This is a genomic window from Bradyrhizobium prioriisuperbiae, from assembly GCF_032397745.1.
Taxonomy (GTDB): Bacteria; Pseudomonadota; Alphaproteobacteria; order Rhizobiales; family Xanthobacteraceae; genus Bradyrhizobium_A; species Bradyrhizobium_A prioriisuperbiae.
Genome location: NZ_CP135921.1, coordinates 4285027 through 4310331 on the forward strand (window position 1 = coordinate 4285027; position 25305 = coordinate 4310331).

The 25305-nt window shown below is 63.6% G+C and carries 23 protein-coding genes; 14 read left to right on the forward strand and 9 right to left on the reverse strand.

All coding sequences use genetic code 11. The annotated features are described in order from the left end of the window. Positions 1-51 precede the first annotated feature (51 nt). The 8 genes from RS897_RS20100 (at position 52) to RS897_RS20135 (ending at position 7519) form a co-directional block, all read left to right on the forward strand. A complete protein-coding gene (locus RS897_RS20100) occupies positions 52-1077 on the forward strand; it encodes an ABC transporter substrate-binding protein (protein ID WP_407654520.1) in 1026 nt (341 codons plus the stop codon). A 95-nt stretch (positions 1078-1172) separates the two neighbouring features. Then, positions 1173-1553, forward strand: coding sequence for a GIY-YIG nuclease family protein (locus RS897_RS20105; protein ID WP_315838245.1), 381 nt, complete (start codon positions 1173-1175; stop codon positions 1551-1553). A gap of 109 nt (positions 1554-1662) precedes the next feature. Beyond that, complete coding sequence (locus tag RS897_RS20110; protein WP_315838246.1) at positions 1663-2481, forward strand: ABC transporter permease; 819 nt, start codon at positions 1663-1665, stop codon at positions 2479-2481. A 4-nt stretch (positions 2482-2485) separates the two neighbouring features. Further along, complete coding sequence (locus RS897_RS20115; RefSeq protein ID WP_315838247.1) at positions 2486-3271, forward strand: ABC transporter permease; 786 nt, start codon at positions 2486-2488, stop codon at positions 3269-3271. Then, positions 3268-4329, forward strand: a complete 1062-nt coding sequence (locus RS897_RS20120) for an ABC transporter ATP-binding protein (protein ID WP_315838248.1) — start codon at positions 3268-3270, stop codon at positions 4327-4329. Before RS897_RS20115 ends, RS897_RS20120 begins: the two co-directional genes overlap by 4 nt. 152 nt (positions 4330-4481) lie before the next feature. Further along, positions 4482-5333, forward strand: coding sequence for a phosphodiesterase (locus tag RS897_RS20125; protein WP_315838249.1), 852 nt, complete (start codon positions 4482-4484; stop codon positions 5331-5333). 212 nt (positions 5334-5545) lie between these two features. Beyond that, positions 5546-6871 (forward strand): IS1182 family transposase, encoded by a 1326-nt coding sequence (locus RS897_RS20130; RefSeq protein ID WP_315837919.1) that lies wholly within the window; start codon positions 5546-5548, stop codon positions 6869-6871. Positions 6872-7075: 204 nt separating this feature from the next. Beyond that, entirely contained in the window at positions 7076-7519 is a 444-nt protein-coding gene (locus tag RS897_RS20135) for an SRPBCC family protein (protein ID WP_315838250.1), read from the forward strand. Between the two features lie 90 nt (positions 7520-7609). Here the strand turns inward: RS897_RS20135 and RS897_RS20140 are convergent, their stop codons facing one another. After that, a complete protein-coding gene (locus tag RS897_RS20140; RefSeq protein WP_315838251.1) occupies positions 7610-8257 on the reverse strand; it encodes an HAD family hydrolase in 648 nt (215 codons plus the stop codon). A gap of 172 nt (positions 8258-8429) precedes the next feature. After that, positions 8430-8645, reverse strand: coding sequence for a helix-turn-helix domain-containing protein (locus RS897_RS20145; RefSeq protein ID WP_315838252.1), 216 nt, complete (start codon positions 8643-8645; stop codon positions 8430-8432). 281 nt (positions 8646-8926) lie between these two features. Here RS897_RS20145 and htpG point away from each other — a divergent pair, with 281 nt between their 5' ends. Next, a complete protein-coding gene (htpG, locus tag RS897_RS20150; RefSeq protein WP_315838253.1) occupies positions 8927-10792 on the forward strand; it encodes a molecular chaperone HtpG in 1866 nt (621 codons plus the stop codon). A 69-nt stretch (positions 10793-10861) separates the two neighbouring features. On the opposite strand, the gene RS897_RS20155 is transcribed toward htpG, so the two are convergent. After that, positions 10862-12334: a purine-cytosine permease family protein gene (locus tag RS897_RS20155; RefSeq protein ID WP_315838254.1), complete on the reverse strand. Its 1473-nt coding sequence runs from the start codon at positions 12332-12334 to the stop codon at positions 10862-10864. 298 nt (positions 12335-12632) lie between these two features. Between RS897_RS20155 and RS897_RS20160 the strand changes: the two genes are divergently transcribed. Then, positions 12633-13307, forward strand: coding sequence for an FMN-dependent NADH-azoreductase (locus RS897_RS20160; RefSeq protein WP_315838255.1), 675 nt, complete (start codon positions 12633-12635; stop codon positions 13305-13307). 25 nt (positions 13308-13332) lie between these two features. Then, positions 13333-14220, forward strand: coding sequence for a polysaccharide deacetylase family protein (locus RS897_RS20165; RefSeq protein ID WP_315838256.1), 888 nt, complete (start codon positions 13333-13335; stop codon positions 14218-14220). On the opposite strand, the gene RS897_RS20170 is transcribed toward RS897_RS20165, so the two are convergent. Together RS897_RS20170 and RS897_RS20175 are read right to left on the reverse strand one after the other, a co-directional pair. Further along, a complete protein-coding gene (locus RS897_RS20170; RefSeq protein ID WP_315838257.1) occupies positions 14198-15130 on the reverse strand; it encodes a LysR family transcriptional regulator in 933 nt (310 codons plus the stop codon). The two genes, RS897_RS20165 and RS897_RS20170, sit on opposite strands and share 23 nt — an antisense overlap. A 7-nt stretch (positions 15131-15137) precedes the next feature. Then, positions 15138-15752 carry a DUF1989 domain-containing protein gene (locus tag RS897_RS20175; protein ID WP_315838258.1) on the reverse strand — a complete coding sequence of 205 codons (615 nt, stop codon included), beginning with the start codon at positions 15750-15752 and terminating at the stop codon, positions 15138-15140. Between the two features lie 103 nt (positions 15753-15855). Between RS897_RS20175 and RS897_RS20180 the strand changes: the two genes are divergently transcribed. Further along, positions 15856-16731, forward strand: coding sequence for a LysR substrate-binding domain-containing protein (locus RS897_RS20180; protein WP_315838259.1), 876 nt, complete (start codon positions 15856-15858; stop codon positions 16729-16731). 42 nt (positions 16732-16773) lie between these two features. On the opposite strand, the gene bamA is transcribed toward RS897_RS20180, so the two are convergent. Then, positions 16774-19245: an outer membrane protein assembly factor BamA gene (gene bamA / locus RS897_RS20185; protein ID WP_315838260.1), complete on the reverse strand. Its 2472-nt coding sequence runs from the start codon at positions 19243-19245 to the stop codon at positions 16774-16776. A 672-nt stretch (positions 19246-19917) separates the two neighbouring features. Between bamA and RS897_RS20190 the strand changes: the two genes are divergently transcribed. Next, positions 19918-20637 (forward strand): outer membrane protein, encoded by a 720-nt coding sequence (locus RS897_RS20190; RefSeq protein WP_315838261.1) that lies wholly within the window; start codon positions 19918-19920, stop codon positions 20635-20637. A gap of 362 nt (positions 20638-20999) precedes the next feature. Here RS897_RS20190 and RS897_RS20195 read toward each other — a convergent pair whose 3' ends face one another. Continuing rightward, positions 21000-21149 carry a hypothetical protein gene (locus RS897_RS20195; protein ID WP_315838262.1) on the reverse strand — a complete coding sequence of 50 codons (150 nt, stop codon included), beginning with the start codon at positions 21147-21149 and terminating at the stop codon, positions 21000-21002. Between the two features lie 371 nt (positions 21150-21520). Here RS897_RS20195 and RS897_RS20200 point away from each other — a divergent pair, with 371 nt between their 5' ends. After that, on the forward strand, positions 21521-23041 hold the full coding sequence (locus RS897_RS20200; protein WP_315838263.1) for a porin: 1521 nt from the start codon (positions 21521-21523) through the stop codon (positions 23039-23041). Positions 23042-23259: 218 nt separating this feature from the next. Here the strand turns inward: RS897_RS20200 and RS897_RS20205 are convergent, their stop codons facing one another. Next, a complete protein-coding gene (locus tag RS897_RS20205) occupies positions 23260-24195 on the reverse strand; it encodes a diacylglycerol kinase catalytic domain-containing protein (RefSeq protein ID WP_315838264.1) in 936 nt (311 codons plus the stop codon). Next, complete coding sequence (locus tag RS897_RS20210; RefSeq protein ID WP_315838265.1) at positions 24185-25225, reverse strand: SPFH domain-containing protein; 1041 nt, start codon at positions 25223-25225, stop codon at positions 24185-24187. Before RS897_RS20210 ends, RS897_RS20205 begins: the two co-directional genes overlap by 11 nt. Positions 25226-25305: the final 80 nt, after the last annotated feature.

Below are 25305 nucleotides of genomic sequence, written 5' to 3' on the forward strand. Positions count from 1 at the left end.
CGGTAGGGGCCGGCTTCCTGTTGGCGGCGTTGGCTGCCCAGGGGATCTCCAATGACCATGATTAGGAACGTTCTGAAGGCCGTTTGCCTGGCTTTCGCACTGCTGGCGCTGCCGGCTGTCACCGCGCAGCCGGCCAAGGCCGCCGACGTGATCTGCTACAACTGCCCGCCCGAGTGGGCCGACTGGGCCTCCATGCTCAAGGCGATCAAGGCCGATCTCGGTTACGACATCCCGCACGACAACAAGAATTCCGGCCAGGCGTTGGCCCAGATCATCGCCGAGAAGGCCAATCCGGTCGGCGACATCGGTTATTTCGGCGTCACCTTCGGCATGAAGGCCAAGGCGCAGGATGCGCTCGAGCCCTACAAGCCCGCGCACTGGGACCAGGTCGCCGCCGGCCTGAAGGACCCCGACGGCTACTGGACCACCATCCACTCCGGCACGCTCGGTTTCTTCGTCAACAAGGATGCGCTCGGCGGCAAGCCGGTGCCGGCCTGCTTCAAGGATCTGCTCAAGCCCGATTACAAGGGCATGGTCGGCTATCTCGATCCGTCGTCGGCGGCGGTCGGCTATGTCGGCGCGGTCGCGGTCAATCTCGCGCTCGGCGGCTCGGCCACCGATTTCAATCCGGCGATCAATTTCTTCAAGGACCTCGCCAAGAACCAGCCGATCGTGCCGAAGCAGACGTCGTATGCCCGCGTCGTCTCCGGCGAGATGCCGATCCTGTTCGACTACGACTTCAACGCCTATCGCGCCAAATACTCCGAGAAGGGCAATTTCGAATTCGTCATTCCCTGCGAAGGCTCGGTGGTCTTCCCCTATGTCGTCGGCCTGGTGAAAAACGCCCCCGACAAGGACAAGGCCAAGAAGGTGATGGACTATCTGCTGTCCGACAAGGGCCAGGCGATCTGGACCAACGCTTACCTGCGCCCCGCGCGCCCGATCGACCTGCCCGCAGCCGTGAAGAGCAAGTTCCTGCCCGACAGCGACTACGCCCGCGCCAAGGCCGTCGACTGGGGCCAGATGGAAAACGCCCAGAAGGGATTCGTGGACCGCTATCTGGCCGAGGTGAAGTGAGGGGGCGACGATCTGTTGAAACACAGGTCGCCGAATGCTTAGCTCCTCATCCTGAGGAGGCGCGTAGCGCCGTCTCGAAGGATGAGGCCACCACGATGCCGGATGGAGCATTCGTTTATATCGTACGTTGTGCGGACGGCAGCCTTTATACCGGTACGACACGCACAACGCTCGATGAGCGAATTGCCCAGCATAATGCCGGATTTTATCAAGGCTATACCGCGACTCGGCGTCCCGTGATCTTGATTTACTCGCAATGGTTCGATCGCATCACGGATGCGATCGAGAATGAAAGAAAAATCAAGAGATGGTCTCGCCCCAAGAAGGAGGCGCTTGCGAACGGTGATATGTTTCGGTTGCGGCAACTCTCGAAGCGGAAGCCATCTCCTCATGGTGAGGAGCGCGGCCATAGCAGGCGCAGCCTGCGTACACTTGGCTGCATGCCGCGCGTCTCGAACCATGAGGCCGATGCGTAGCGGCGTCGGGGCCTCGTCCTTCGAGACGGCGCTTCGCGCCTCCTCAGGATGAGGGTTTGATATTGGTATTGCAGCAGTTCTCGGTCATTTTTCCCAGGGCATCCCTCCTTTGACATCCCACCGCTCCTTCGTCTGGCTGTGCCTCGCGCCACTCACCGTGGTCACCGCCGCGTTCTTCCTTCTGCCGATGGGCCGCCTGGTCATCACCGGCGCGGAGGGGCCGCAGGGCGTGCTTGGTTATCTCGCCATCCTCACCGAGCCGCGTTATCGCGTCACGCTGCTCAACACCGTGGTGCTGGCCGCCGGCACCACCGTGGTGACGCTGGTGGTGGCCACCATCGCCGGCATGTTCCTGCAGCGCCATCGTTTCCCGGGCCGCGCTGTGCTGATCGCGATGCTGACCTTTCCGCTGGCGTTTCCCGGCGTGGTGGTCGGCTTCATGATCATCCTGCTGGCCGGCCGCCAGGGCCTGATCGGCGATCTCTCCAACAAGATCCTCGGCGACAAGATCGTGTTCGCCTATTCGATCTGGGGGCTGTTCCTGGGGTATCTCTATTTCTCGATTCCGCGCGTCATCCTCACCATCATGGCGGCGATCCAGAAACTCGACCGCGGCCTGGAAGAAGCCGCGCGCTCGCTGGGCGCCAGCCCATGGGCGGTGCAGCGCGACGTGGTGCTGCCGGCACTGAAGCCGGCGTTCGTCGCCTCCGGCGCGATAGCATTCGCCACCGCCATGGGCGCGTTCGGCACGGCGTTCACCCTCGCCACCAACATCGATGTGCTGCCGATGCTGATCTACACGGAGTTTACGCTGGCCGCGAATTTCTCGACCTCGGCGGCGCTGTCGGTTGGTCTCGGCGTGATTGCCTGGGCGATGCTGGCGCTGGCACGCACCGTCAGCGGCGGCACCGTAGCGGCGGCGGGATGACATGATGCGTGATCGGATCATCATCACCGCGCAATTCCTGTTCACGCTGCTGCTCGCCGCCTTCCTGGTGGTGCCGGCGATCCTGTCGATTTCGGCCGGCGTCACCCAGAATTATTTCCGCGGCATCCAGTCCGGCGTCACCCTGCAATGGGTGGTGCAGGTGTGGGAGCTCTATTCCGGCACCATCCTGCTGTCGTTCATCATCGCGTTCGCCACGCTGCTGGTGACCCTCGTGGTCGGCGTGCCCGCGGCCTATGCGCTGCATGTGCGCGGCGGCAAGCTGGCGCGGATCGTGGAAGAGATCATCACGTTGCCGCTCGCCATTCCCGGCCTTGCGATCGCGCTGGCGCTGCTCTTGACCTATGGCGGCTTCGGCAGTTTCCGCCGTTCCTGGCTGTTCATTCTGGCCGGCCACGTGGTGTTCACCCTGCCGTTCATGGTGCGCTCGGTGATGGCGGTGTTTTCCACCATCGACATCAAGACCCTGGATGAAGGCGCGGCCTCGCTCGGCGCCTCGCCCTGGCGGCGCTTCCGCGATGTCATCGTGCCCAACGCGATGCCGGGCATTCTCGCGGGCTCGCTGATGGTGGTGACGCTGTCGCTCGGCGAATTCAACCTCACCTGGATGCTGCACACGCCGCTGACCAAGACGCTCCCGGTCGGCCTCGCCGACAGTTATGCCTCCATGCGGCTGGAAGTGGCCTCCGCCTACACCCTGATTTTCTTTGTCATGATCGTGCCGCTGCTGGTCGCGATGCAGATGCTGGCCGATAGGGACCACAAGAGATGAGCGATGCGATTTCGCACGGTGCGGCAGTGCGGGTCGAGGCCTGCGGCAAGACGTTTACAGACGGTACCCGCGCGCTGGAGCCCGCCACCCTCGACATCGCGCGCGGCGAAACCCTGGTGCTGCTCGGCCCCTCCGGCTGCGGCAAGACCACCATGCTGCGCATCATCGCCGGCCTGGAAACCCCGGATGCCGGTGGCCGCGTGCTGTTCGACGGCAAGGACATGACATCGGTGCCGATCGAGCGGCGCAATGTCGGCATGGTGTTCCAGTCCTACGCGCTGTTTCCCAACATGAGTGTCGCCGAAAATATCGGTTATGGCCTCAAGCTGCGCGGCGTCGGCAGGGCGGAGCGCGATGCGCGGATCAAGGAGCTGGTGGCGCTGACCAACATCGGCGGCCTGGAAGACCGCCGCATCGACCAGCTGTCCGGCGGCCAGCGCCAGCGCGTGGCCCTGGCCCGCGCGGTCGCGATCCGTCCCGGCATCCTGCTGCTCGACGAACCCCTGACCGCACTCGACGCCGCGCTGCGCGACCGGCTGCGCAGCGAGCTCAACCGCCTGCTGCGTGCGCTGGGCATCACCGCCATCTATGTCACCCATGACCAGTCCGAAGCCATGGAGCTCGGCGATCGCGTGGTGGTGATGCGCAAGGGATCCATCGCCCAGATCGGCGGCCCGCGCGAGATTTACTTCACGCCGCAAAACCGTTTCGTGGCTGAGTTCATCGGCGCGGCGAACATTGTCGAGGCCGAGCTTGTCGACGGCCATCTGCAACTGCCCGGCGGCCGGCTGGCGGTGGCCGGCGCGTCGCATGGCGGGGCCAGTGTCGCCATGATCCGCCCCGAGACCATCCGTATCGCCGATGTTGCCGGCGCATCGCTCACCGGCATCATCGACAGCATCGCCTTCATCGGCGACCGCCAGCGTTTCGTGATCTCGGGCGCATCGGGCAAGCTGTTGACCGTCGACGCGTCGAACACCATCACGGCGAAGGTCGGCGAGCGCGTCGGGCTTGTGATCGCACCGGATGCGGTGCGGTTGCTGCCGGCGGAGGGGTGATATGGGAGTCGCTGCGGTTCAACATTTAATGCCGTCATACGCGGGCTTGACCCGCGCATCCAGCTTGCTTCGATTGCCGGAAGAAAGCTGGATGGCCGGGACAAGCCCGGCCATGACGGAGTAAAATCAACCGTCACGGAATAAGAAACCCCATGCCCCCGCCCGTCCTCATCGCCCAGATTTCCGACCTGCACATCAAGCCCAAGGGTACGCTCGCCTATGGCCGCGTCGATACGGCGGCGGCGCTGGAGCGCTGCGTGGCCGCGCTGAATGCGTTGCTGCCCCCGCCCGATGTGGTGGTGATCTCCGGCGATCTCGTCGACACACCGCTGGTCGAGGAATACGATCTGCTCAAAAAGTTGCTCGCCCGACTCGAGCCGCCATTCCTGATTATTCCCGGCAATCACGATTCCCGTGAGCTGATGCGCGCGGCGTTCCCGCGCGAGCCTTACGCCTTCTCGTCGGGGCCGCTCAATCAGATATGCCCGGTCCGGGGTCTCGATCTGCTGCTGCTCGATTCCAGCGTGCCGGGGCAGCCGCACGGCCTGCTCGATGAGCCGACCCTGCAATGGCTGGATGCGACGCTCGCAGTGTCATCGCAGCTTCGGCCGGCGTTGCTGTTTCTGCACCATCCACCATTCGCCACCGGCATCTGGCATATGGATCGGCAGAATTTGCTCAATGCCAGCGGACTTGCGCCGATCATCAAGAAACATCCACGGGTTCAACTCGTTGCCGCCGGCCATGTGCACCGTGCCACGCTGACCATGTTCGCCGGCCGCCCGGCGACCATCTGTCCTGCCCCCAATCACGCCGTCGATCTTGATCTCTTCCATCTGCGTGACCCCTCCTTCAAGGTCGAACCGCCCGCATTCCATCTGCACACATGGTTCCCGGGTGAAAGCGCCGACGAGCCATTCGGCCGGGTGGTCACGCACTGGGTGCCGATCGGCGATTTCGACGGCCCGCATCCGTTCTTCGGGGCAGACGGGAAGTTGTTGTAGGCACGGCGTTGACTTTGCTCCTCATGGTGAGGAGCGCGGCACGCGCGTCTCGAACCATGTGGCCGGTGAGCCGCCACGTTGGGGCCTCGTCCTTCGAGACGCGGCCAAGTGGCCGCTCCTCAGAGGCTGTGAATCTTTCGTCAGACTTGGGGCGTAGCCGAAGAAGCCACGGGTATGATTCTCTGTGATCGACTGAGTCGCAGGAGATATTGATGGCAGGTGACGAGCTGTTTGGAGAACTGCCGGAAGCAAAGCCGCCAACCGCGGTAGCTTCGAGCGGCATCCCGCGCATGCTGGAACCTGAGCGCCAGCAAATCGAGCTTCAGGCGGTTGATATTGAGAGCTTAATTGGAGAGAACCACCCGGCGCGCGTGATCTGGGCGTACGTGGAGGGGCTCGATCTGAGCGAGCTCGAGGGCCGGATCAAAGCGCGGAGCGACCGGCCGGGCCATCCCGCCATTTCGCCACGGCTGTTGCTGGCTTTGTGGTTGGTCGCCACCAGTGACGGCGTCGGCAGCGCACGCGCTCTGGAGCGGCTGTGCGACAGCCATGATGTGTATCGCTGGCTGTGCGGCGGCGTGTCGGTGAACTATCACACGCTGGCGGACTTTCGGGTCGGCCATGCCGACCTGCTCGATCGGCTGCTGGCCGAGCATATGGCGGCGCTGGCCAAGGCAGGGCTGGTCGATCTCGACGCCCTGGCGCAGGACGGCGTGCGGATCCGGGCGAGCGCGGGCGCGGCCTCGTTCCGGCGTGAGGCGACGCTTGATCGGCATCTTTCGGCGGCCGAGGCCGTGGTGGATCAGCTCAAGCGCGAGGTGGAGACGCGTTCGGATGCCAGCAACCAGCGCATCAAGGCCGCCAAGGAGCGAGCCGCGCGCGAGCGCAGCGAGCGGGTCAGAGCGGCACAAGCCGCGCTTGAAGCGATCAAGCGGCAGCGTCAGGAGCGCGAGGAGAAGCGCGGCAACGGCAAAAAGCCGAAGGAGCCGCGCGCCTCCACCACGGATACACAGGCGCGGGTGATGAAGATGGCCGACGGTGGCTTCCGTCCCGGCTATAACGTGCAGGTGGCAAGCGTGGCCGCTCAGCAGATCGTGGTCGCCGTCGAGGTCTGCAATACCGGCTCCGACCGCGGTCTGATGCGGCCGATGCTGGAACGGCTGCGGGCTCGCAATGGCCGCTTACCAAAGAGCTATCTCGCCGACGGCGGCTTTGGCAGCGCTCGGGATCTCGAGTGGGCGCATACCGAGGGCGTCGAGGTCTATTGTCCTCCCACGCAATCCAAGCATGGCACTGATCCGTATCTGCCGCGACGCGGCGACGGCGCAGGGGTATTGGCTTGGCGCGCCCGCATGGCCAGCGACGCCGGCAAAGCTGCCTACAAGCCCCGCTCGATCTGCGAATGCATCCACGCCCGCTGGCGCAACTGGAATCTGCGACAACTGACCGTGCGCGGGATCGAAAAAGCCCGCGCCGTGGTGCTCTGCTACGCCCTCACCAATAACATCTTACAGGGATACAATCTCGCAAACGCATAAACCGGGGGGCCTCACCCCTGGCCAACAGCAAATCTGCTCGACATCGCACATGTTGTGCATCCAGAAGCCTGAAAGCTTCACAAGCTGTCAGGATGAGGAGTGAGGCGGCATTTCGCGGCGCGGCCCCATCGGAAATCGGGTGGTCGCCACTATCACCGGTTCCTATCGTCGTCCCATCCCTGCGACGTTCCGAAGGAGCCCCTCATGGCCAGATCCTATTACAGCACTGTGCTCGACCACCCGGCCGACGCGGTCTGGGCCGTCATTCGTCCGTTCGATCACTATGCCTGGGCCGGGGTCGAGAGCGAGACTGTGATCGAGGCGGGCAAACGAAGTGACCAGGTGTCGGCGATCCGCCGGGTCATCGCCGGCGACAAGGTGCTGCGCCAGATCCTGCTGGCGCATTCGGACATCGAGCGCAGCTACACTTACGCGTTCTATGATCCCTCGGCGCTGCCGGTGACCAATTACATTGCCACCATCCGCGTGCTGCCGGTGGTCGAGAATGACAAAGCGTTCGTGGAATGGTCGGCGACATTCGATTGTCCGGCCGGCGAGGTCGAACGCTGGACGCACTTTTATGAGCAGGAGGGCTTCGCCAAATGGCTGGGAGCGCTGCGCGGCTTCATGGCTCGAACCATGCAGTAACTGCGTAGCCCGGATGAGCGTAAGCGATATCCGGGATGGATGGTGAGGCTTGCCCCGGATATCGCGTTGCTCATCCGGGCTACACGTACCTCACGCCTCCGCCGGCATGTCATGCAGCAACCCCAGCGCTGTCAGCTCCCGTCGCAGCGCGTCCGGGCTGGTGAAATGGATGCCGTGCATGCCGAGATCGGTTGCGGCCTGCGCATTGCGGGTGTTGTCGTCGATATAGACCATGGTCTCGGCGACCAGCCCGTAGCGGTCCATCAGCAGGTGGTAGATGGCCGGATCCGGCTTGATCAGTTTCTCCTCGCCGGACACCACGACGCCGCCGAACCAGCTCATGAAGGCGAACTGCGAGGCGTGCACAAACGTTTCGTGCGACCAGTTGGTCAGCGCATACAGCGGCGTGTTGGCTTCCTTCAGTTCGCGCAGGATCGCCACCGTGCCGTCGATCGCACCGCCGATGGTTTCCGGCCAGCGCTTGTGAAACGCGTCGATCAGGTCGGCCTGCTCGGGATGCTCGGCCTTGAGCAGGGCCGCGCCTTCGGCGAAGGTGCGGCCGGCATCCTGCTGCAGGTTCCATTCGTTGGTGCAGACCTCGCTCAGGAACCGTTCCATGCCGGCATCGTCGCCGACAAACAGCTTGCGGTAGAGGTGGCGCGGATTCCAGTCGATCAACACACCGCCGAGATCGAACACAACGGTGGTGCGCGTGGAGCGCGGGCTCAAGGCGTGCACGTGACATCTCCCTGCGAAGGGGCGCGCACAACGCAAAGCCCCGGATCATTTACAAATGATGATTCAAGATCGCCACTTAAGAAGGAATGAATGGCCACATCAAGTCCGTGACATGACGTATGCATGACGCGGTAACCTTGATCGTTGAGGATAACGCGGTGGGATGTCGCGGTTACGCATTCTGCTCTTTTCGAAATTGGATCGCGGCGATTGGATCAGGCGGATCCATCGGATAACGTCGCGCCTCGTAGGCGTCGATCATGGTTGCGAGCACGTTCAGCCGGTCGCCTTTGGGCGTACCGCTCTTCGCACCCCACAGACGCTCGACCTCAGCGAGAGCGTTTTTGTAGTCCGCTTTTGAATGGATCGGCTTCAACTCAGCTGCCATGTTGCGCCCTGTCGCCCTGCTGCAAGGATGTTGGCCCGCACGCTTCCAAATATACGACCGTCATACGCGGGCTTGACCCGCGTATCCAGCTTCCAGCGTTGCCTTGAAAAGCTGGATGGCCGGATCAAGTCCGGCCATGACGCGGAGGGGGACGATGCGCGGCGGCAAACCCCACCCTCACCACTTGCGAAATCCGCCCGGGATTCCTAAACAATGGCCTGTCGCCGCCCGGGTTCCGGCGCGGCCCCCAAACCCACGCCAGCCAAGGGAAAACCACCGATATGACGACTGAGGCGCAGACCCAGCCCTTCCAGGCCGAAGTTGCCGAACTGCTGCACCTGATGGTGCACTCGGTGTATTCCGAAACCGACATCTTCCTGCGGGAACTGGTCTCGAATGCCTCCGACGCCTGCGACAAGCTGCGTTACGAGGCGATCGCGCGGCCGGAGCTGCTGGCCGAGGGCGGCGCCCCCGCCATCCGGATCGTGCCGAACAAGGAGGCTTCGACGCTGTCGGTGGTCGACAATGGCATCGGCATGGAGCGGCAGGAGCTGATCGACAATCTCGGCACCATCGCCCGGTCCGGCACCAAGGCGTTCCTGGCGCGGCTGAACGACGCCAAGGAAGGAAACGGCCTGATCGGCCAGTTCGGCGTCGGCTTCTATGCGGCCTTCATGGTGGCGGACAAGATCACGGTCACCAGCCGCCGCGCCGGCGAGACCGAGGCCTGGGTGTGGTCGTCCACCGGCGGTGCCGGCTTCGAGATCGCTCCGGCGGACGAGGCTGCGACGGCGCGGGTGGCCCGCGGCACCGAGATCGTGCTGCACCTGAAGGAGGATGCGAAAAAGTATCTCGAAGCTTACGAGATCAAGCGCATCGTGGGCGCCTATTCCGACAACATCCAGTTCCCCATCGAGCTGGTGCCCGAGGAGGGTGAAGTCCAGCAGATCAATTCCGCCAGCGCGCTGTGGCAGCGCTCCAAGTCGGAATTGAAGCCCGAAGACTATACGCAAGCATATCGCACCGTCAGCGGCGGCTTCGATGAGCCGGCGATGACGCTGCATTACCGCGCCGAGGGCCGTTATTCCTATGCGGTGATGCTGTTCGCCCCCTCGATGAAGCCGTTCGATCTGTTCGATCCGGAGCGCAAGGGCAAGGTCAAGCTCTATGTCCGTCGCGTCTTCATCACCGAGGATGCGGATTTGCTGCCGACCTATCTGCGCTTCATCCGCGGCGTGGTCGACAGCGAGGACCTGCCGCTGAATCTCTCCCGCGAGATGCTGCAGAATAATCCGCAACTGGCCCAGATCCGCAAGGCCATCACCGGCCGGGTGGTCAGCGAGCTGGAAAGCGTGGCGGAAAAGGACACCGAGACGTTTGCGAAAATCTGGGACGCGTTCGGGCCGGTGCTCAAGGAAGGCATCTGGGAAGACGGCGAGCGGCGCGAGAAGCTGCTGGGCCTGTCTCGTTTCACCACCACGGCGGGCGAGGGACGCACGCTCAAGCAGGTTGTCGAGGACCTTAAAGCCAACCAGACCGAGATTTATTATCTGGTGGGCGATGATCTGGAGCGGCTGAAGGCAAATCCGAAACTCGAGGCAGCCGCCGCACGCGGCGTCGAGGTGCTGCTGCTGTCGGACCACGTCGATGCGCTCTGGACCTCGGCGCCGCTGGAGTTCGACGGCAAGCCGCTGCGCTCGCTGAGCCAGGGCGACGTCGATTTCGGGCTGATCCCGCTGACCGACGGCGACAAGGACAAACCCGAGAGCGACGCCGACGAGGCGCTGATCATCGCGGCGCTGAAGCAGAATCTCGGCGAGCGCGTATCTGACGTGCGGGCCTCGCAGCGGCTCACCAGCAGCGCCTCGTGCCTGGTTGCGGCCGGGCAGGGGCCGGACCGCGAGCTCGAACGCATCCTGGCCCGACAAAACCGCGGCGTCGGCGCAAAGCCGGTGCTCGAGGTCAATCTGCGCCATGCGCTGGTGACGGCGCTCGGCGGGCTCTCGGCGTCCGATCCCGATGCCGCGGATCTGTCGCTGCTGCTGTTCGAACAGGCGCAGATCCTGGACGGCGATCTGCCCGAGGAGCCCGCGGCCTTTGCCGCCCGCGTCAATCGCTTTGCACTGCGCGGCTTGGGCAAGGCGTAAAGAGAAAGATACTTCGATCATCGAGAGCATCATGGCCGAACACCGGGTTCGGCCATGATGGAGGGGACGTCAGGGCGTGGTGGATCCCGCTTCGCCGGACAGTTCGCTGAATGTCGGCCGCCGATCGGCGTCGGCCACGGCGCGGCCGCACAGCGGGTGCAGCACGAGATAGCTTGCACCGGCGACCACCATGCCGGTCAGCCATGAGAGGTCGATCCCGCCGGTCATCAGCGCCAGCGGTCCCTGCATGGCGGGGATGCTCCCCATCTGGAAAACCCAGGCCGCCATCAGGCCGATGCCGAGCGCGATCAGCCCCGCCCAGTTCACGTCGCCATAACGGCTGCTGTGCCCTGGAGCATAAAGCTCTGCGACGTCAACACGCCCGCCACGCACCAGGAAGAAGTCGGTCAGCGTAACGCCGGCCCACGGGCTGATCCAGACCACCAGCGCCACCATGAAGTTGTCGAACGCATGGGCGAAATCTCCGGAGCGCAGAAAGAAATACAGAATGACCGAGGCGATGAGGCCGGAGATGACCGACACGGTCCAGCGCGGCCAGCGGATGTCCAGCGCCAGGCTCGACAGCGCCGCGGAATAGATCACGACGATGTTGGTTGCGATCGGGCCGTGCACCAGCACGAGCAGCACCGGCATGGCCATCACGCCGAACGCGGCAATGATGAGTTGCGACGGATCGGATCCCGCGCCGCCGGATGCGATGGCGGCACCGAGACAGGCGAGCCAGACGGTCGGCAGGAACATGCCGAGGAACGTTGCCCGGAAAACTTGGCCGGCGCGCAGGCCGGGCCTGGTGAAGCGCGTATAGTCGGAGGCATAGACCAGCCATGAGATGCCCCAGCCGATGCCGATCGCGGTCATCAGCTGGCTCGCCGCGGCAAACGTCTTGAGGCCGCTGGTGGTCGAGGTCTGCCATTGGATGTCGACCCGGATGAACGCCAGCGCGGTCATGATCGCCATGATCGCGAGAATAACAGGCATGGTGTAGCGCTCGAACACCTTGATGGTATTGAAGCCCCAGGCAGCGATGGCGATCTGCAGCACCATGACGACGGCGGCGATCAGATATTTGAGCTCGGGACCGCCGCTGAAACCCATCCGTTCCAGCGCCGCGACACAGAGATCGAGCACGATCCAGGTGTTGACCGCGACCCATCCCATCGGCATCAGCACCTGGGCAAGCGCCGGCAGATAGGCGCCGTGGCGGCCGAACGCCAGCCGGGCAAGCACCATCTGCGGTGCACCGGTCCGGTGCCCCATCAGGCAGACAGCGCCGAACAGCGCCGCGCCGAGCAGGTTGCCGACCACCACGACGGCGAGGACCTGCAGCAGGCTGAGGCCGAGCTGGATGCCGAGCGCGCCGAGCACCCAATTGATCGGCGCGACATTGGCGCCGGTCCAGATCCAGAACTGGTCGAACGGCGACGACGTGCGATGCGCGGCCGGCACCGGTGTGATGCCGTGGGCATCGAAGCCCGCCTGGCTCTGACCCGGATTGGCGATTCCGGTTTTGATGTCGGTCATGTTTCCCCCTTTGTGTTCGGTGCATGTCGGCTGCAAGGGGCATCTCAGCAGCAAGCATGTCCCTGGCGGTATCGAGAAAAACTCAAGCCCGGATGAGGAAAAGTTGAGAGTGAAGCCGTGCGATCCGAACGGCATGGGTTGATGCGGGAGCGGCGGGCCAGCGAGGCAGGCGCGCGCGTGTCGCGACATCGGGCTTCACTGTTGAGATTTTCTCAAGGTGGGTGCGGAAGATGTCATTCACGCCGAAGCGCGCTTTCGGCCCACTCTGCGACCGACTGCAGTTCAGCGGAGAAAGATCATGACCACACTTCTTCATATCGACGCCAGCGTGCGCGGCGGCGAGTCGTCGCTCAGCCGCCGGCTGTCGCAGGCATTCATCGATCAATGGCTGGTCCGGGAGCCGGAGGCCGTCGTCATCGCGCGCGATGTCGGCCGTGATCCGCCGCCTTTCGTGACCGAAGCCTGGATCGCTGCCGCCTTCACCGCGCCCGACAAGCGCCGGCCCGACCAGCAGCAGGAGCTCCGCCTGTCCGATGAGCTGATCGCCGAGCTCGATCGCGCCGATGTCATCGTCATCGGTACGCCGATGTACAATTACGGCATGCCTTCGGCGCTGAAGTCATGGTTCGACAAGGTCATCCGCATCGGCAAGACCTTCAGTTTCGATCTCGCCCGCGGAGATTTTCCGCTGCAGCCGGTGATGGGCGGCAAGACGCTGGTGGTACTGAGTTCCCGCGGCGAGTTCGGTTTCGGGCCCGGCGGGGTGCGCGAAAGCATGAATCACCTGGAAACCCACATCTTCACCTGCGCTCATTATCTGGGCGTGGAAGAGAGCCATCTGATCGCGGTCGACTACCAGGAGTTCGGCGATGACCGTCATCGGCAGTCACTCGCCGATGCTCTTGCGGCGATCCCCGTTCTGGTCGATCAATGTCTCGGCATCGACCGCCCCGGGCAAGCGGCGGCGGAGTAGCTCTCGCGGACGGACGGATACCGGCATGATCAGCAATCCCATTCCCTGGCCGAACGGCGCACGCTGCGCCTGCGCGATCACCTTCGACGTCGACGCGGACAGCCTGATCCATCTCGCGCGACCGGATGACAGTTTCGATCGGCTGTACCCGATATCGATGGGCCGCTATGGGCCCACCGTCGGCGTGCCGCGCATTCTCGAAACCTACCGCCGCCTCGGGCTGACGCAGTCGTTCTTCATGCCGGCCTGGACCATGGAGCATTATCCGCAGGCGGTGGAGGCGATCCTCAGGGAAGGCCACGAGATTGGCCATCACGGTTACATCCACGAGGATCCGACCTCGCTCCCGGCCGCGCAGCAGCGCACGGCGTTCGAGCGCGCGCTTGCAGTGCATGTGGCGATGACCGGCCGCAAGCCGCGCGGCTATCGCGCGCCGGTCTACAACGCCAACCAGGCGACGATCGACCTTCTGATCGAGCACGGCTTCACCTACGACTCGTCGCTGATGGCCGACGATATTCCCTATTTGATGCGGACAGGCCGCGGCGAACTCTACGAAATGCCGCCGCACTGGGGTTCGGACGACTGGCCGCCGTTCGCGCACTATGCGGAGATCGGCTACATGATGCCGGTGAAATCGCCGAGCGAGGGGCTTGCCGCGTCGTTCGAGGAGTTCGAAGCGCAATATGAAGCCGGCGGCTTCTGGATGGGGATCTGGCATCCATTTCTCACCGGGCGGCTGGCGCGCTGGCGTGTGGTCGAGCACTGGCTGGAGGATGTGCTCGCCAACCGCAATGTGTGGTTTGCGCCGCTCGAGCAGATCGCGGCCCATGTCGATGGCCTGGTCAAATCGGGGACTTACCAGATCCGCGTCGAGGATTTGCCGTACTTCACGCAGCCTGTGAAGCCGTGACACGGGAGGACTGGGTGCGGAACGCGGCGGCCTCGTCGTGCAGCCAGCCGACCAAGGCCGCCACCGTCTTGCGCCGGATGGGCGAAGGCGCTTCCACCAGCCGGTAGGCATAACCGGCGAGGGAGGGCCCCTCGATCTGCCGCAGCGTGCCTTGGCGCAAATGATCGTCCACCAGTGCGTCGCTGCACAACAGCGGCCCGAGGCCGCGTTCTGCCGCATGTAGCGCCAGCGTCTCTTCGCTGAACCAGGAGATGCGGAAATCGCGATGGGTGTCGTGCACGGCCCCGGCGAGCCATGTGGACCAGGCTGGTGAATCCAGCGTCGAGTTCTTCCAGCGATACGCCAGCAGTGGCCGGGTCGGAAAATCGTCGATCGAGAGCCGGGCCGCGGGCGGGCAGACCGCGCTTGCGGCAACGGCGATGTAGCGGTCGTCGAACAGCACGCCGGTGCGCTCCGTGCGCTCGGCGCGTCCGTAGCGAACTGCGAGGTCGATGCCGTGCAGTCCGGGTGTCGTCACGTCTTCGGTCGCGTCGATATGCACGACGATGTCCGGAAACGCCGCATTGAAGCGTTCGAGCCGCGGCATCAGCCAGCGTTCGGCGAAGGCACGGGTGGTCGAGACGGTGACGGCATCACCATCGCCCGGTGGGCGGATGATGGCGAACGCGCCGGCCAGATGATCGAAGCCGTCACGAAGCAGCGGAAAGATCGCACGCCCCTCGGCGGTGAGCACAACCGCGCGTCCGGAACGTTCGAACAGCTTGCGGTCCAGGATGGCCTCGAGCTGGCGGACCTGATGGCTGATTGCGGTCACGGTCACGCAGAGCTCGCTCGCGGCCGCGGTGAAGCTTTGGTGGCGTGCCGCGGCTTCGAACGCGCGGATGGCATTGAGCGGCGGCAATTTGCGCATGCGGGCCTCAGGTGATCAGGAAATGGGCGTCCGTCGGCTTCATGTCGTTCACCGGCACCATGTCCTGCGGGCAGGCCGAGAACACGATGACCAGGTCCATGTCGGCGCGAAGCGTGATGTATTGTCCGGGCTCGCTGACTGGCGGCTGGAAGCGGAGCGTGCCGTCGTCGGCCACCGGCACGTTCATGAACAGGTTGAGCGGCGCCGGCGTCTCGGGTGCGGCCAGCCCCAGTGCGTCGAGAGCGGCCGCGAGATTATCCGTGCAGCTGTCGTGATGTCCGACGGCGCCGAGCTGGCGATAACGATGGATGTCGCAAGCGGCGATCAGGGTGTCGTGAACGCCGGGCGTGGTGTCGGCGACGACGGTGAGGATCGCGCGCCGCCGGTTGGTCACCAGCGTATCGCCGATCTGCGGGGTGAGTCTCAGCATGGCCGCCCGGCTGTGTTCCATGGACATGAATTCGGTCATGTCGCTGGCGTTGAAGGCCCAGGTGTCGACCACCTGCTTGCCGTAGGTGTTCAGCACGCTGACACTCTGTCCCGCGCGAAGGCGCGCGGCGATGCCGTGGCGGGCCGGAATCAGGATGGCGCGGCTCGCGTCGATGGTCACTCTCTGGTTCACCCGTGCCTCCTGCAGTTATGCGACCGGCAATGGAGCACTTCGACCAATGCGATTCCAATAATATTACTTGTACTCACTATAGCTTATTCATATATGCTAATGCATGCACTTGCGGCAGCTGGAATGTTTTCGCGCCTTGATGCTTCACGGCACCACGATCCGGGCGGCCGAATTGCTCGGCATGTCGCAGCCCGGCCTCAGTACCATGATCGCGAATCTCGAACATGCCACCGGGCTGACCCTGTTCGTGCGGCGGGGGGGCCGGCTGCAGCCGACCGCCGAAGCCAGGCTGTTCTATGTCGAGGCGGCGCGCGCGCTCGAAGCGGTGGAGAACACGGCGCGGGTCGCCACCGAGATCCGGTCCGGCCGGCGCGGGCACCTGGCGATTGCGGCCTATCCCAGCATCTCCATCAGTCTGTTGCCGCGCCTGCTATCGCAATTCTCCAAGCCGCGCCCCGATCTGCAGGTCAAGATCATCACTCGCAACTCCGGCACCGTGCGCGAGCTGATGTCGACGCAGCAGTTCGATATCGCGATTGCCGAGCTGCCGCTCGATTATCCGACTTCGCACATGGAGATATTCTCCTACGAGTGCATGTGCATGCTGCCGAAGGCGCATCCGCTGGCGCGGCTCAAGCAGATCGAGCCGAACGATCTCGACGGCGTTCCCTTTATTACGCTGTTTCGTGGTGACCCGATCTATCAGCAGCTCGCCTCGGCGTTCTCCGAATATGGGGCGCGCTGGAATGTGGTGGCGGAGACGGAGTTCTTCTCCTCCGCGTGCGAACTGGTTGCGGCCGGCGTCGGCGTCGGCATCGTCGATCCGGTGGTCAGCCGTCCTTTCACCAGGGATCTGGTGCTGCGGCCGTTCAAGCCGGCGATCAGCTATCGCGTTGCGATCCTGTCGCCGACCGGCGAGGAGCTCTCGCTGGTCGCGCGCGATTTCGTCGACCTGCTGCGCAAGCACCTGCAGCCGTGAGCTGCCGGGCCTGCCCTGCCATCGAGGTGATGCAGCCCGGCGTCAGAACGACGTGCCGCCGCCGAACCGGAACTCCTGCACCCGGTCATATGGGCTCTTGGTCAGCGGCACCGCATAATCGAAGCGCAGCGGGCCGAACGGCGAGGCCCAGACCAGGCCGACGCCGACCGATGAGCGGACGATGCTGGAGTCGCTGTAGCTCATGGTCTCGGCCGTCTGCGCCCAGGATGTCGGCCCCTGGTAGCCCCATAGCGAACCGGCGTCGGCATAGACCGCGCCCTTGAGGCCAACTTCCTTGGGCAGGAACCAGAACGGCACCTGCATCTCGGCCGATGCACCCCAGTATTTGGTGCCGCCCAGCGCATCGTTGGTGGTGCCGGTGGTGATGTCGCGTGGGCCGATACCGTTGGTCTCGAAGCCGCGCACCAGTTGCGGGCCCATCTGGAAGTGATCGAGCATGCGCAGGTCGTCGTTGCCGATCTTGTTCAGGATGCCGCCCTGCAGATGGATCAGGCCGACGATATCGGCCACCAGCGGCTGATAATATTTCAGGTCCGCGGTCGATTTGACATAGCTGACATTGCCACCCACGCCGGCGAAATCCTGGCGCAGGTCGACCAGCAAGCCCGAGGTGGCGTTCTTGTTGTTGTCGAGGGTGTTGAAGGTCAGGGTGTAACCCAGCGCCGATGTGATGGCCCGGCCCTTGTCCAGTTCGATCCGGACCGGCAGCGACGCTTCGCCATCGTAGTAACAGCCGAGACCGCCGGTGGATGTCAGGTCGATGCCATGCGCGGCGGCATAAGCCGGCGTCGGATTGAAGGCCAGATTGGGATTCGCCGGGTTGTTGTTGCAGTTGTCATAGACCGATGTCAGTCCCATCTTCTGGCTCATGAGAGAATAGCGCAGTTGCAGCGTCAGATCCTCGCGCAGTTGAAAACCGAGTCGCGTGCTGAAGCCGTATGATTGGACCGAATACGACTGATAGCTGCTTTCCGCCTGGTTTTTGTAGAAGAGGTCGACGCCCAGCGCGACGCGGTAATCCAGCAGGTATGGCTCGACAAACGACAGCGAGACGCCGTTGGAATACTGGCCATAGGACACCGACGTCTTGGCGTAGAGACCGCGGCCCAAAAGATTGCGTTCGGACACGCTGACTTCGCCCAGGAAGCCGTCCGAGGTCGAGTAGCCGCCGGACACCGAGAATTCGCCGGTCGATTTCTCTTCGAGGTCCACATTGAGAATCACGCGGTCGCTGGAGGAGCCGGGCTCCGTGGTGATCTTCACGCTCTTGAAGTAGTCGAGATTCTTCAGCCGGCGTTCGGCGCGGTCGACCAGGGCGCGGTTGTAGGCATCGCCTTCGGAGATGTCGAATTCGCGGCGGATCACATAGTCGCGGGTGCGGGTGTTGCCGCGCACATTGATGCGCTCGATGTAGTTGCGCGGCCCCTCGTCGATCGCGAAGATGATCGCCACCGTGCGGGCTTCGAAATTGCGCTCGCCATTGGGACGCACGGTCGCGAACGCGTAGCCGCGCCGCGACGTCTCCAGTTGCATTTCCTCGACCGACTTCTCGATCAATTCGGCGTTGTAGACCGAGCCGACGCTGATCCGCGACACGTTCGCCAGCGAATTGCCGTCGAGGGTGGCGATGGTCGAGCGGAACTGGACCGACGCGACGCGGTACTGTTGCCCCTCCTCGATGGTGAAGGTGACGATGAAGCCCTTGCCCTCCGGATCATATTCGGTCAGCGCGGCAATCACCTGCACGTCGGCATAACCGTTCTTCAGATAGAAGCGCCGGATCAGGTCTCGGTCGGCCTCGACCCGGTCGGGATCATAAACATCGTTGCCGCCGAGGAAGCTCAGGAGATTGGACTCACGGGTCTTGATGATGTCGCGCAGCCGATAGGCCGAATAGGCCTTGTTGCCGACGAAGTTGATGGTCTTGACGCCGGTCTTGTTGCCTTCGGTCACCTCGAAGATCAGGTCGACGCGGTTGTTGGGCTGCTCGATGATCTGCGGCACCACGTGCACATCATAGCGACCGGAGCGGCGATAGATCTCCGAAATGCGTTGGGCATCCGATTGCACCATCGCGCGGGAAAACGTGCCGCGCGGCTTGGACTGGATCTCGGCAGTGAGCTGGTCGTCCTTGACCTTCTTGTTGCCTTCGAACGCGACGCGGCCGATCACCTGGTTCTCCACCACGATGACGACGAGATGGCCGCCGGCGTGATTGATTTTGACATCCTGGAACAGGCCGGTGTCGTACAGCGCCTTGAGGCCGTCATCGACGCGGCCGCTGTCCAGCCGCCCGGCCGCATCCGGCTTGAAATACGAGCGGATGGTTTCAGCCTCGACGCGCCGGTTGCCCTCCACCACGATCGACGCGGCCGATTGCGCCGCCGCCGGCGACGCGGCGAGGAGACCCATCATCGTGGTTGCTGCGGGCGGAACGATCATGAGCAGGGCGGCAAGCAGGCCTTCCCTCAATACCCGCACTCCAGTTGTCATGGATCAGGCAACCTTTCGCTTTGTTGTCGTGGTCTGTTTTGAATGACGTGTCGGATGGAGTGCGCCCACACGTGTGTGTCGCGCGAGACGGTCATCAATGAGGCTCCGCGCGGTGTCGCGGGTTTAAGTGTTGTTAAGTTTCATGTCTGCAGATGTCCGCGTGCAGGGTGAAGCACAACAGCCACGGCGGCGCCGTCACAGCGCGGTTCGTTCGGGTGCTGACGAATGACGTGAAGTGATGGTGGGTGGCCCCTCGGCAATGATGCTGGGGAGCACCGAGGGGCCTGACCCGAACCACGGTCGCTGAACGATGGCTCAAGCACGAACGATCGTGCCACGCCCGCATGTGTCCGTGTCTGACGTTTTGCTAAGTTGTGTGTCGATGGCTCCCGCACTGTGCGTACGCGGCGTTGCCGTCATCTCGACACGTTCGAGGAGCGCCGACACAAAACGTCACAGAACGTCAAACTAACGAACGGTCGCAGCCACATTGCGGCCCCGGATCGTCCCGTAACCATTACCTCAGCTCGTGCCACCGGACACTCTCCGATGGTTCGGGTCGGCCCCTGGCGGACAATGCCCCCAGCGCCTGCCGGGGGCCGCTCTCTCATGACCACAGCCATCGCGCGCGCGCCGCCTCGGCGTGTCCGAGGACAACTGGAGACCACTAAAATGAAAAGGATTCTGCTCGGCAGCATGGCGCTGGTCGCATTGAGCACGGCGTCGGCGTTTGCGGCCGACCTGCCGGCCCGCACCTACACCAAGGCTCCGGCTTATGTGCCGCCGCCCGCGCCGATCTACAACTGGACTGGCTTCTATATCGGCGGCCATATCGGTGGCGCGTTCGACGGCAACTCGGTGTTCGGCAATAATGATGGTCGCTTCCTCGGCGGTGTGCAGGTCGGCGCCGACTATCAGTTCGCGCCGAACTGGGTGATCGGCATCGAGGGCCAGTATTCCTGGACCTCGCGCGACACCAAATCGGCGGCCTTCACCACCGGCGGCTTCACGGTGTCCGATCGCGACAGCAATCTCGGTTCGGTCACCGGTCGTCTCGGCTACACCTGGGGCCCCGCGCTGCTTTATGCCAAGGGCGGCGTGGCGTTCCGCGAGGGCAGCAACGTCTCCGTGTTCGACACGGGGAGCGGCTCGGCGCTCTCATATACGGCGTCGGATGAGACCGTCGGTTACACCGTCGGCGCGGGCCTGGAATACCTGTTCGCCCCGAACTGGTCGGCCAAGGTCGAATATCAGTATTACAACTTCGGCAGCACCGACGTGACCGTGCCGTCGGCCTCCACCGTGGTGAGCTACACCAACGACATCCACACCGTGAAGGCAGGCGTCAATTATCGCTTCAACTGGGGCGATATGGCTGCGGCGAAATTCTGACGGCAACACGCTTGCGGTATGGCTCTGACGCGCTGCGCACAAAGAGTTGACGCGGCGCCACATTACGAAACGATGATGACCACATTGCCGCCGCGGATCGCTTCAAAGATGCCACGAGGTTGAGCCGTCAAAGTCGCCCCCTGATGGCGTAAGCCGCTTCCCGCGGACGCTGCCCCCAGCATCCGCGGGAAGTTTTTCTTTGGAGTCGGAGCGGCCGCAGCGGCTGCGTTGATTCCTCATCCTGAGGAGGCGCGAAGCGCCGTCTCGAAGGACGAGGCCCGGGCGCCTCTATCCCCGTGGCCTCATGGTTCGAGACGCGCGTGCCGCGCTCCTCACCATGAGGGGCTATCTCGCCGAGTGCCTCACAACGGATCGTACCGATAGAACGGCGGATCCGGCTTGAGCTTTGTCGCCTCGACGCTGTCGTCGGAATCGTCGAACGCGACGGCCAGCGCCCAGATGATCCCGCCCAGGGCGATCATCCCGATCAGCATTCCGAATAGAAGAATCATAAGCACTCCTCTGCAATGACGGTCGGCTTCGGTCGCGGCTGCGATCGATGAGTCGAGCCGTCACCCGTGTGCCGCAGAAGCCGACCATCAACGTGGCCGATGTGGTGATGCGGCATGAAGAGTTGTTAAGTTGTGTGACCACACGGATCGATGACGTGGTGCGCGTGATGCAGGAAGGACACGCCTCCATCGATAAACCGCGAATATGTCTGCGCGGAAACGCAATTCACATCTCTTCATCCGCGACATTTCGGCAATCACTTATTCACGAGATCGCGACGGAGGGGGGCACCCTCAGGGTCGCTCCGTCAGGAAGCGCGTGTCGAACAGCGGCGCGCGCAGACGGATCGAAATAACTTTGGAGGGTATTGATGAAAACAGCGAACAGAATTTTGCTGGGCACCGCGGCCGGCTTTATTGCGTCCAGTCTTGTTGCGCTCGGCGGCGCACGGGCGGCCGATCTTCCGGTCAAGGCCAAGGCGGTCGAGTATGTCAGGATATGCTCGCTCTACGGCGCGGGCTTCTATTATATCCCCGGCACCGACACCTGCATTCGCATCGGCGGCGCGCTGCGCCTGGATACCTCGTTCAACGCCAGTACATATGATGTGCCGTTCTGGCAGGGCGGCACCGGTGGCGCGGGATCGTACAACCGCAACTACTACTCGACCCGCGAGCGCCTTAACCTGTTCATCGACACCCGCCAGGCCACCGACTATGGCGTGCTGCGCACCTATGCCAACATCCAGTTCGACTATGCGCAGGGCCGCGAGAATATTGCCGGTGGCTTTGTCGAGAACGACTTCCTGTTCATCCAGTTCGCCGGCTTCACCTTCGGCAAGGCGGTGTCGCAGTTCGATCCGCAATGGGCGCTGGCCAAGCCGTACATTTCGTCCGGCTTCCTCTCCGGCTCGAACAACTCAACCGGCATTGCGCAGTTGGCCTACACCGCCTCGTTCGGTGGCGGCCTGTCGGCCACGATCTCGCTGGAAGATGCCCAGCCTTATCGTTCCGCGGGCGTGGTGAACACGTCGCTGGGTGGCGCGAACGCGCTGCTCGGCCCGTTCGGCGCCTCGGCCGCCAATTACGGCACCAGCGGCAACAACTTCCAGGGCAATGCGCAGGGCGGCGACCACGTTCCCGATATCGTCGGCAACCTGCGTCTCGACCAGGAGTGGGGCACGCTGCATTTTGGCGCCGCGGCGCATGAAGTGCACGGCACTTATTACACGCCGAGCGACAGCGATTCAGGCAAGCCGGACTCGACCTGGGGCTTTGCGGTGACCGGCGCGATCGAATTGAAGAACCTGCCCACCGGCGTCGGCGACAGCCTGAAGATCTCGGCGGATTTCGCCAATGGCGCAGCCAAGTATGTGTTCGGCGGCACCTACGACACCTCCGGCGCCGGTCGGTTCGCCGCCATCGGTGGCGGCGGCATGGCGTTCGGTTACGTGCTGGATGGCGTGTACGGCACCGGCACCAGCATCATCAAGAGCAATGCCTGGGATATCAGCGGCTTCTACGAGCACTACTGGAATCCGGCCTGGCGCACCTCGGTGTTCGCCTCCTACAGCTCGATCTCTTATGGCTCCAGCGGCGATGCGCTGTTGCTGGCGATGGCCAATGGCGGCCGGCTCAGCACCGGTGTCACCACGGCCTCCGGCAGCTTCGATTTCAATGTGCTGCAGGTCGGCACGCGGACGGCCTGGACGCCGGTCAAGAATCTCACGCTGTCGGCTGAATTCACCTACAGCCGGCTGGACCAGCACCTGAACGGCACCTTCACCACCACCACCGCCGGCGTGCCCGCGGGCTCTGCGGCGGGCTCGGTGTACACGCTGAAAGATCAGAACCTCTACAACGGATCGGTTCAGATCCTGCGCAGCTTCTAGAGCATGATCCGGAAAAGTGGAGACCGGTTTTCCGAAAAGATCATGCTCAGAAAAAGAAGATCAGATCATGATGCGATTCCTGTAATCGCGTCATGATCTGATCGCCAACAACAGGAAAGGACGAACTCACATCTTCATGTAAAACCTTTAAGACCTCCAGAGGCCTCCGGTGGTGCCCCGCCGGAGGCCTTTTGTCGTCGGGCTATCTCGCCGTCCGTTCACACCACCAGCCGCCCCTGCCGGTCGGCCAGCGCGATCTGCGCTTCGGTGCCGGAGTTGAAGTCGAGGCGATCGGCCTCGATGCCGTCGCTGAAGATCACGCCGTTCTCGGGCATTCGCGAGCGCAGCCGCAACTGGTCGCCCTCGGCGAGCCGGCCGAACACCAACTGGGTCTGCGAAGCTTTGCTCGGGAACGGCTCGCGCACCGCGAACCGCAATTCATGGGTGTCCCAGGGCTGCGTCGCATAGGCCTCCGGCATGTCGTCGTGATAATAGCCGCGCGCCACCGCCAGCGATCCCGTCACGATGCTCTTGAACCATGCGGTCGAGCCGAGCCCGGTCGAGACGATCAGCCCGCTCGATGACTGGGTTTCCTTCCGCCCGTCGGCCTCGATTTCGTAGAATGCCGAGGTGTGTGTGCGCGCGCCGATGAACAGGTCGTTGACTGCGTGCAGCACTTGCCCGTCGGTCAGGATCGCCCTGGCCATGGTGACGGTCTTGAACGGCCGCTTGTTGGCGGCGACCTCGCCGAGCAGCGCAGCAAGGTCAGCCGACACGAACGGCAGCAGCACGCCGTCGTAACGGCCGGCGTCGGGGTTGACGCCGATCAGCGGATGGCCGTCCAGGTATTTCATGGTGTTGGCGACGACGCCGTCCTGGCCCAGCGCCACCACGATGTCGTGCGGACCGAAGATGAAGTTCGGCAGGAAGCTGCGCTCGATGATCTGGTAGCGACCCCATTGCTCCAGCGTCGCCACCGTGTGGCGGCGCTGCGCCATGTAGACGTCGTGCTCACGCTGATAGTCGCCGAAGTCCGCGCCCAGGTGCTCGACATAGAATTTGGCCTGCGCCTGTGTCTGGTATTTCGCGATCAGATCCTCGAGCCGCGTCTTGCGCGTCACCAGGACGATCTTGCGATCGTCGTTAGCGGCCACGGCTTCTCTCCACGGGCATCGGCCTCTCCAGCAGCGTCTGCAGCAGATCGGGAGAGACGTTGAGCTGGCCGATCCGCTCGGCCTTTTCCGCGATGCCTGTGAAGGCCTGGGCGATCAGCTGGTTCGGCTGCATGCCGGAGGCCGCCAGGGCCTGGATCACCTTGGTGTCGACGCCCTCGAAGATCTTCATCAGCGCGCCGACCCGATAGGCTTCGGCGTCCGCCAGCGTGCGGGTGTTGTCGCTGCTCAGTGCCACCAGGCTCTTGCGCTTGTCTTCAAGGGCGATGTCCGCAACCATGCCGGCTTCGCGCAGCTCGTTCTGCTTGGCCACCACGCTTGCTTCCGCGTCCATCTGGGTCTCGCGGATCGAACGCTTCTTCAACTCCACCGCGATCTCGGTGTCGAGTTCGCTCTCGCGGATCGCGCGTTCCTGCTCCACCGCGAAGTTGCGCCGGGCGAAGATCGCCTCGTCGGCGTGCTTGAGGATGGCCTCGCGGGCCTCCGCTTCCAGCGCCTTCGCGGTGTCGGGGGAGGGCTTCACGCCGCGGATCGAGACGCCGAGAATTTCGAGCCCGAGGGAGGCGATGTCGGCGCGGCCCTTCAGCCCGGCCATGATGGTCTCGGCGATACGATCGGAGGCTTGCAGCGCTTCCTTCAGCGTCATCGCCTTCACCGCCTGCTGGGCCAACACTTCGACCGCGCTCAGGATGCGTTGCGGCAACTGCTCCGGATCGTCGGATTCATAGGCCTTGCCGTCGCTCTTCAGCGCGAAGTTCAGCATGGAGGCCGCGGCTTTCGGGTCGCCGATCCGGTAGGCCACCTGGCCCTGTACGGTGAGGGTCTGAAAATCCCTGGCGGTGTGCTGGAAGATGAAGGCCGCGTCGCGGCTGCCGATCGGCACCGCCACCAGCGAAGTGGACGGCGCGTAATAAAATGTGGAGAGCCCGGCGCCGGCCTGGGTCACGTTGCCGCCCTTGTATTTCATCAGATAGGTGGTCGGCGGGGCCTTGATGAAGCGAACTCCGAACATCGCACTCTCCTGTCAATAAGTTGGTCTGAGCAACTAATTAAGTTGCACTGTACAACTAAGTCGACTAGTGTCAACTCCGA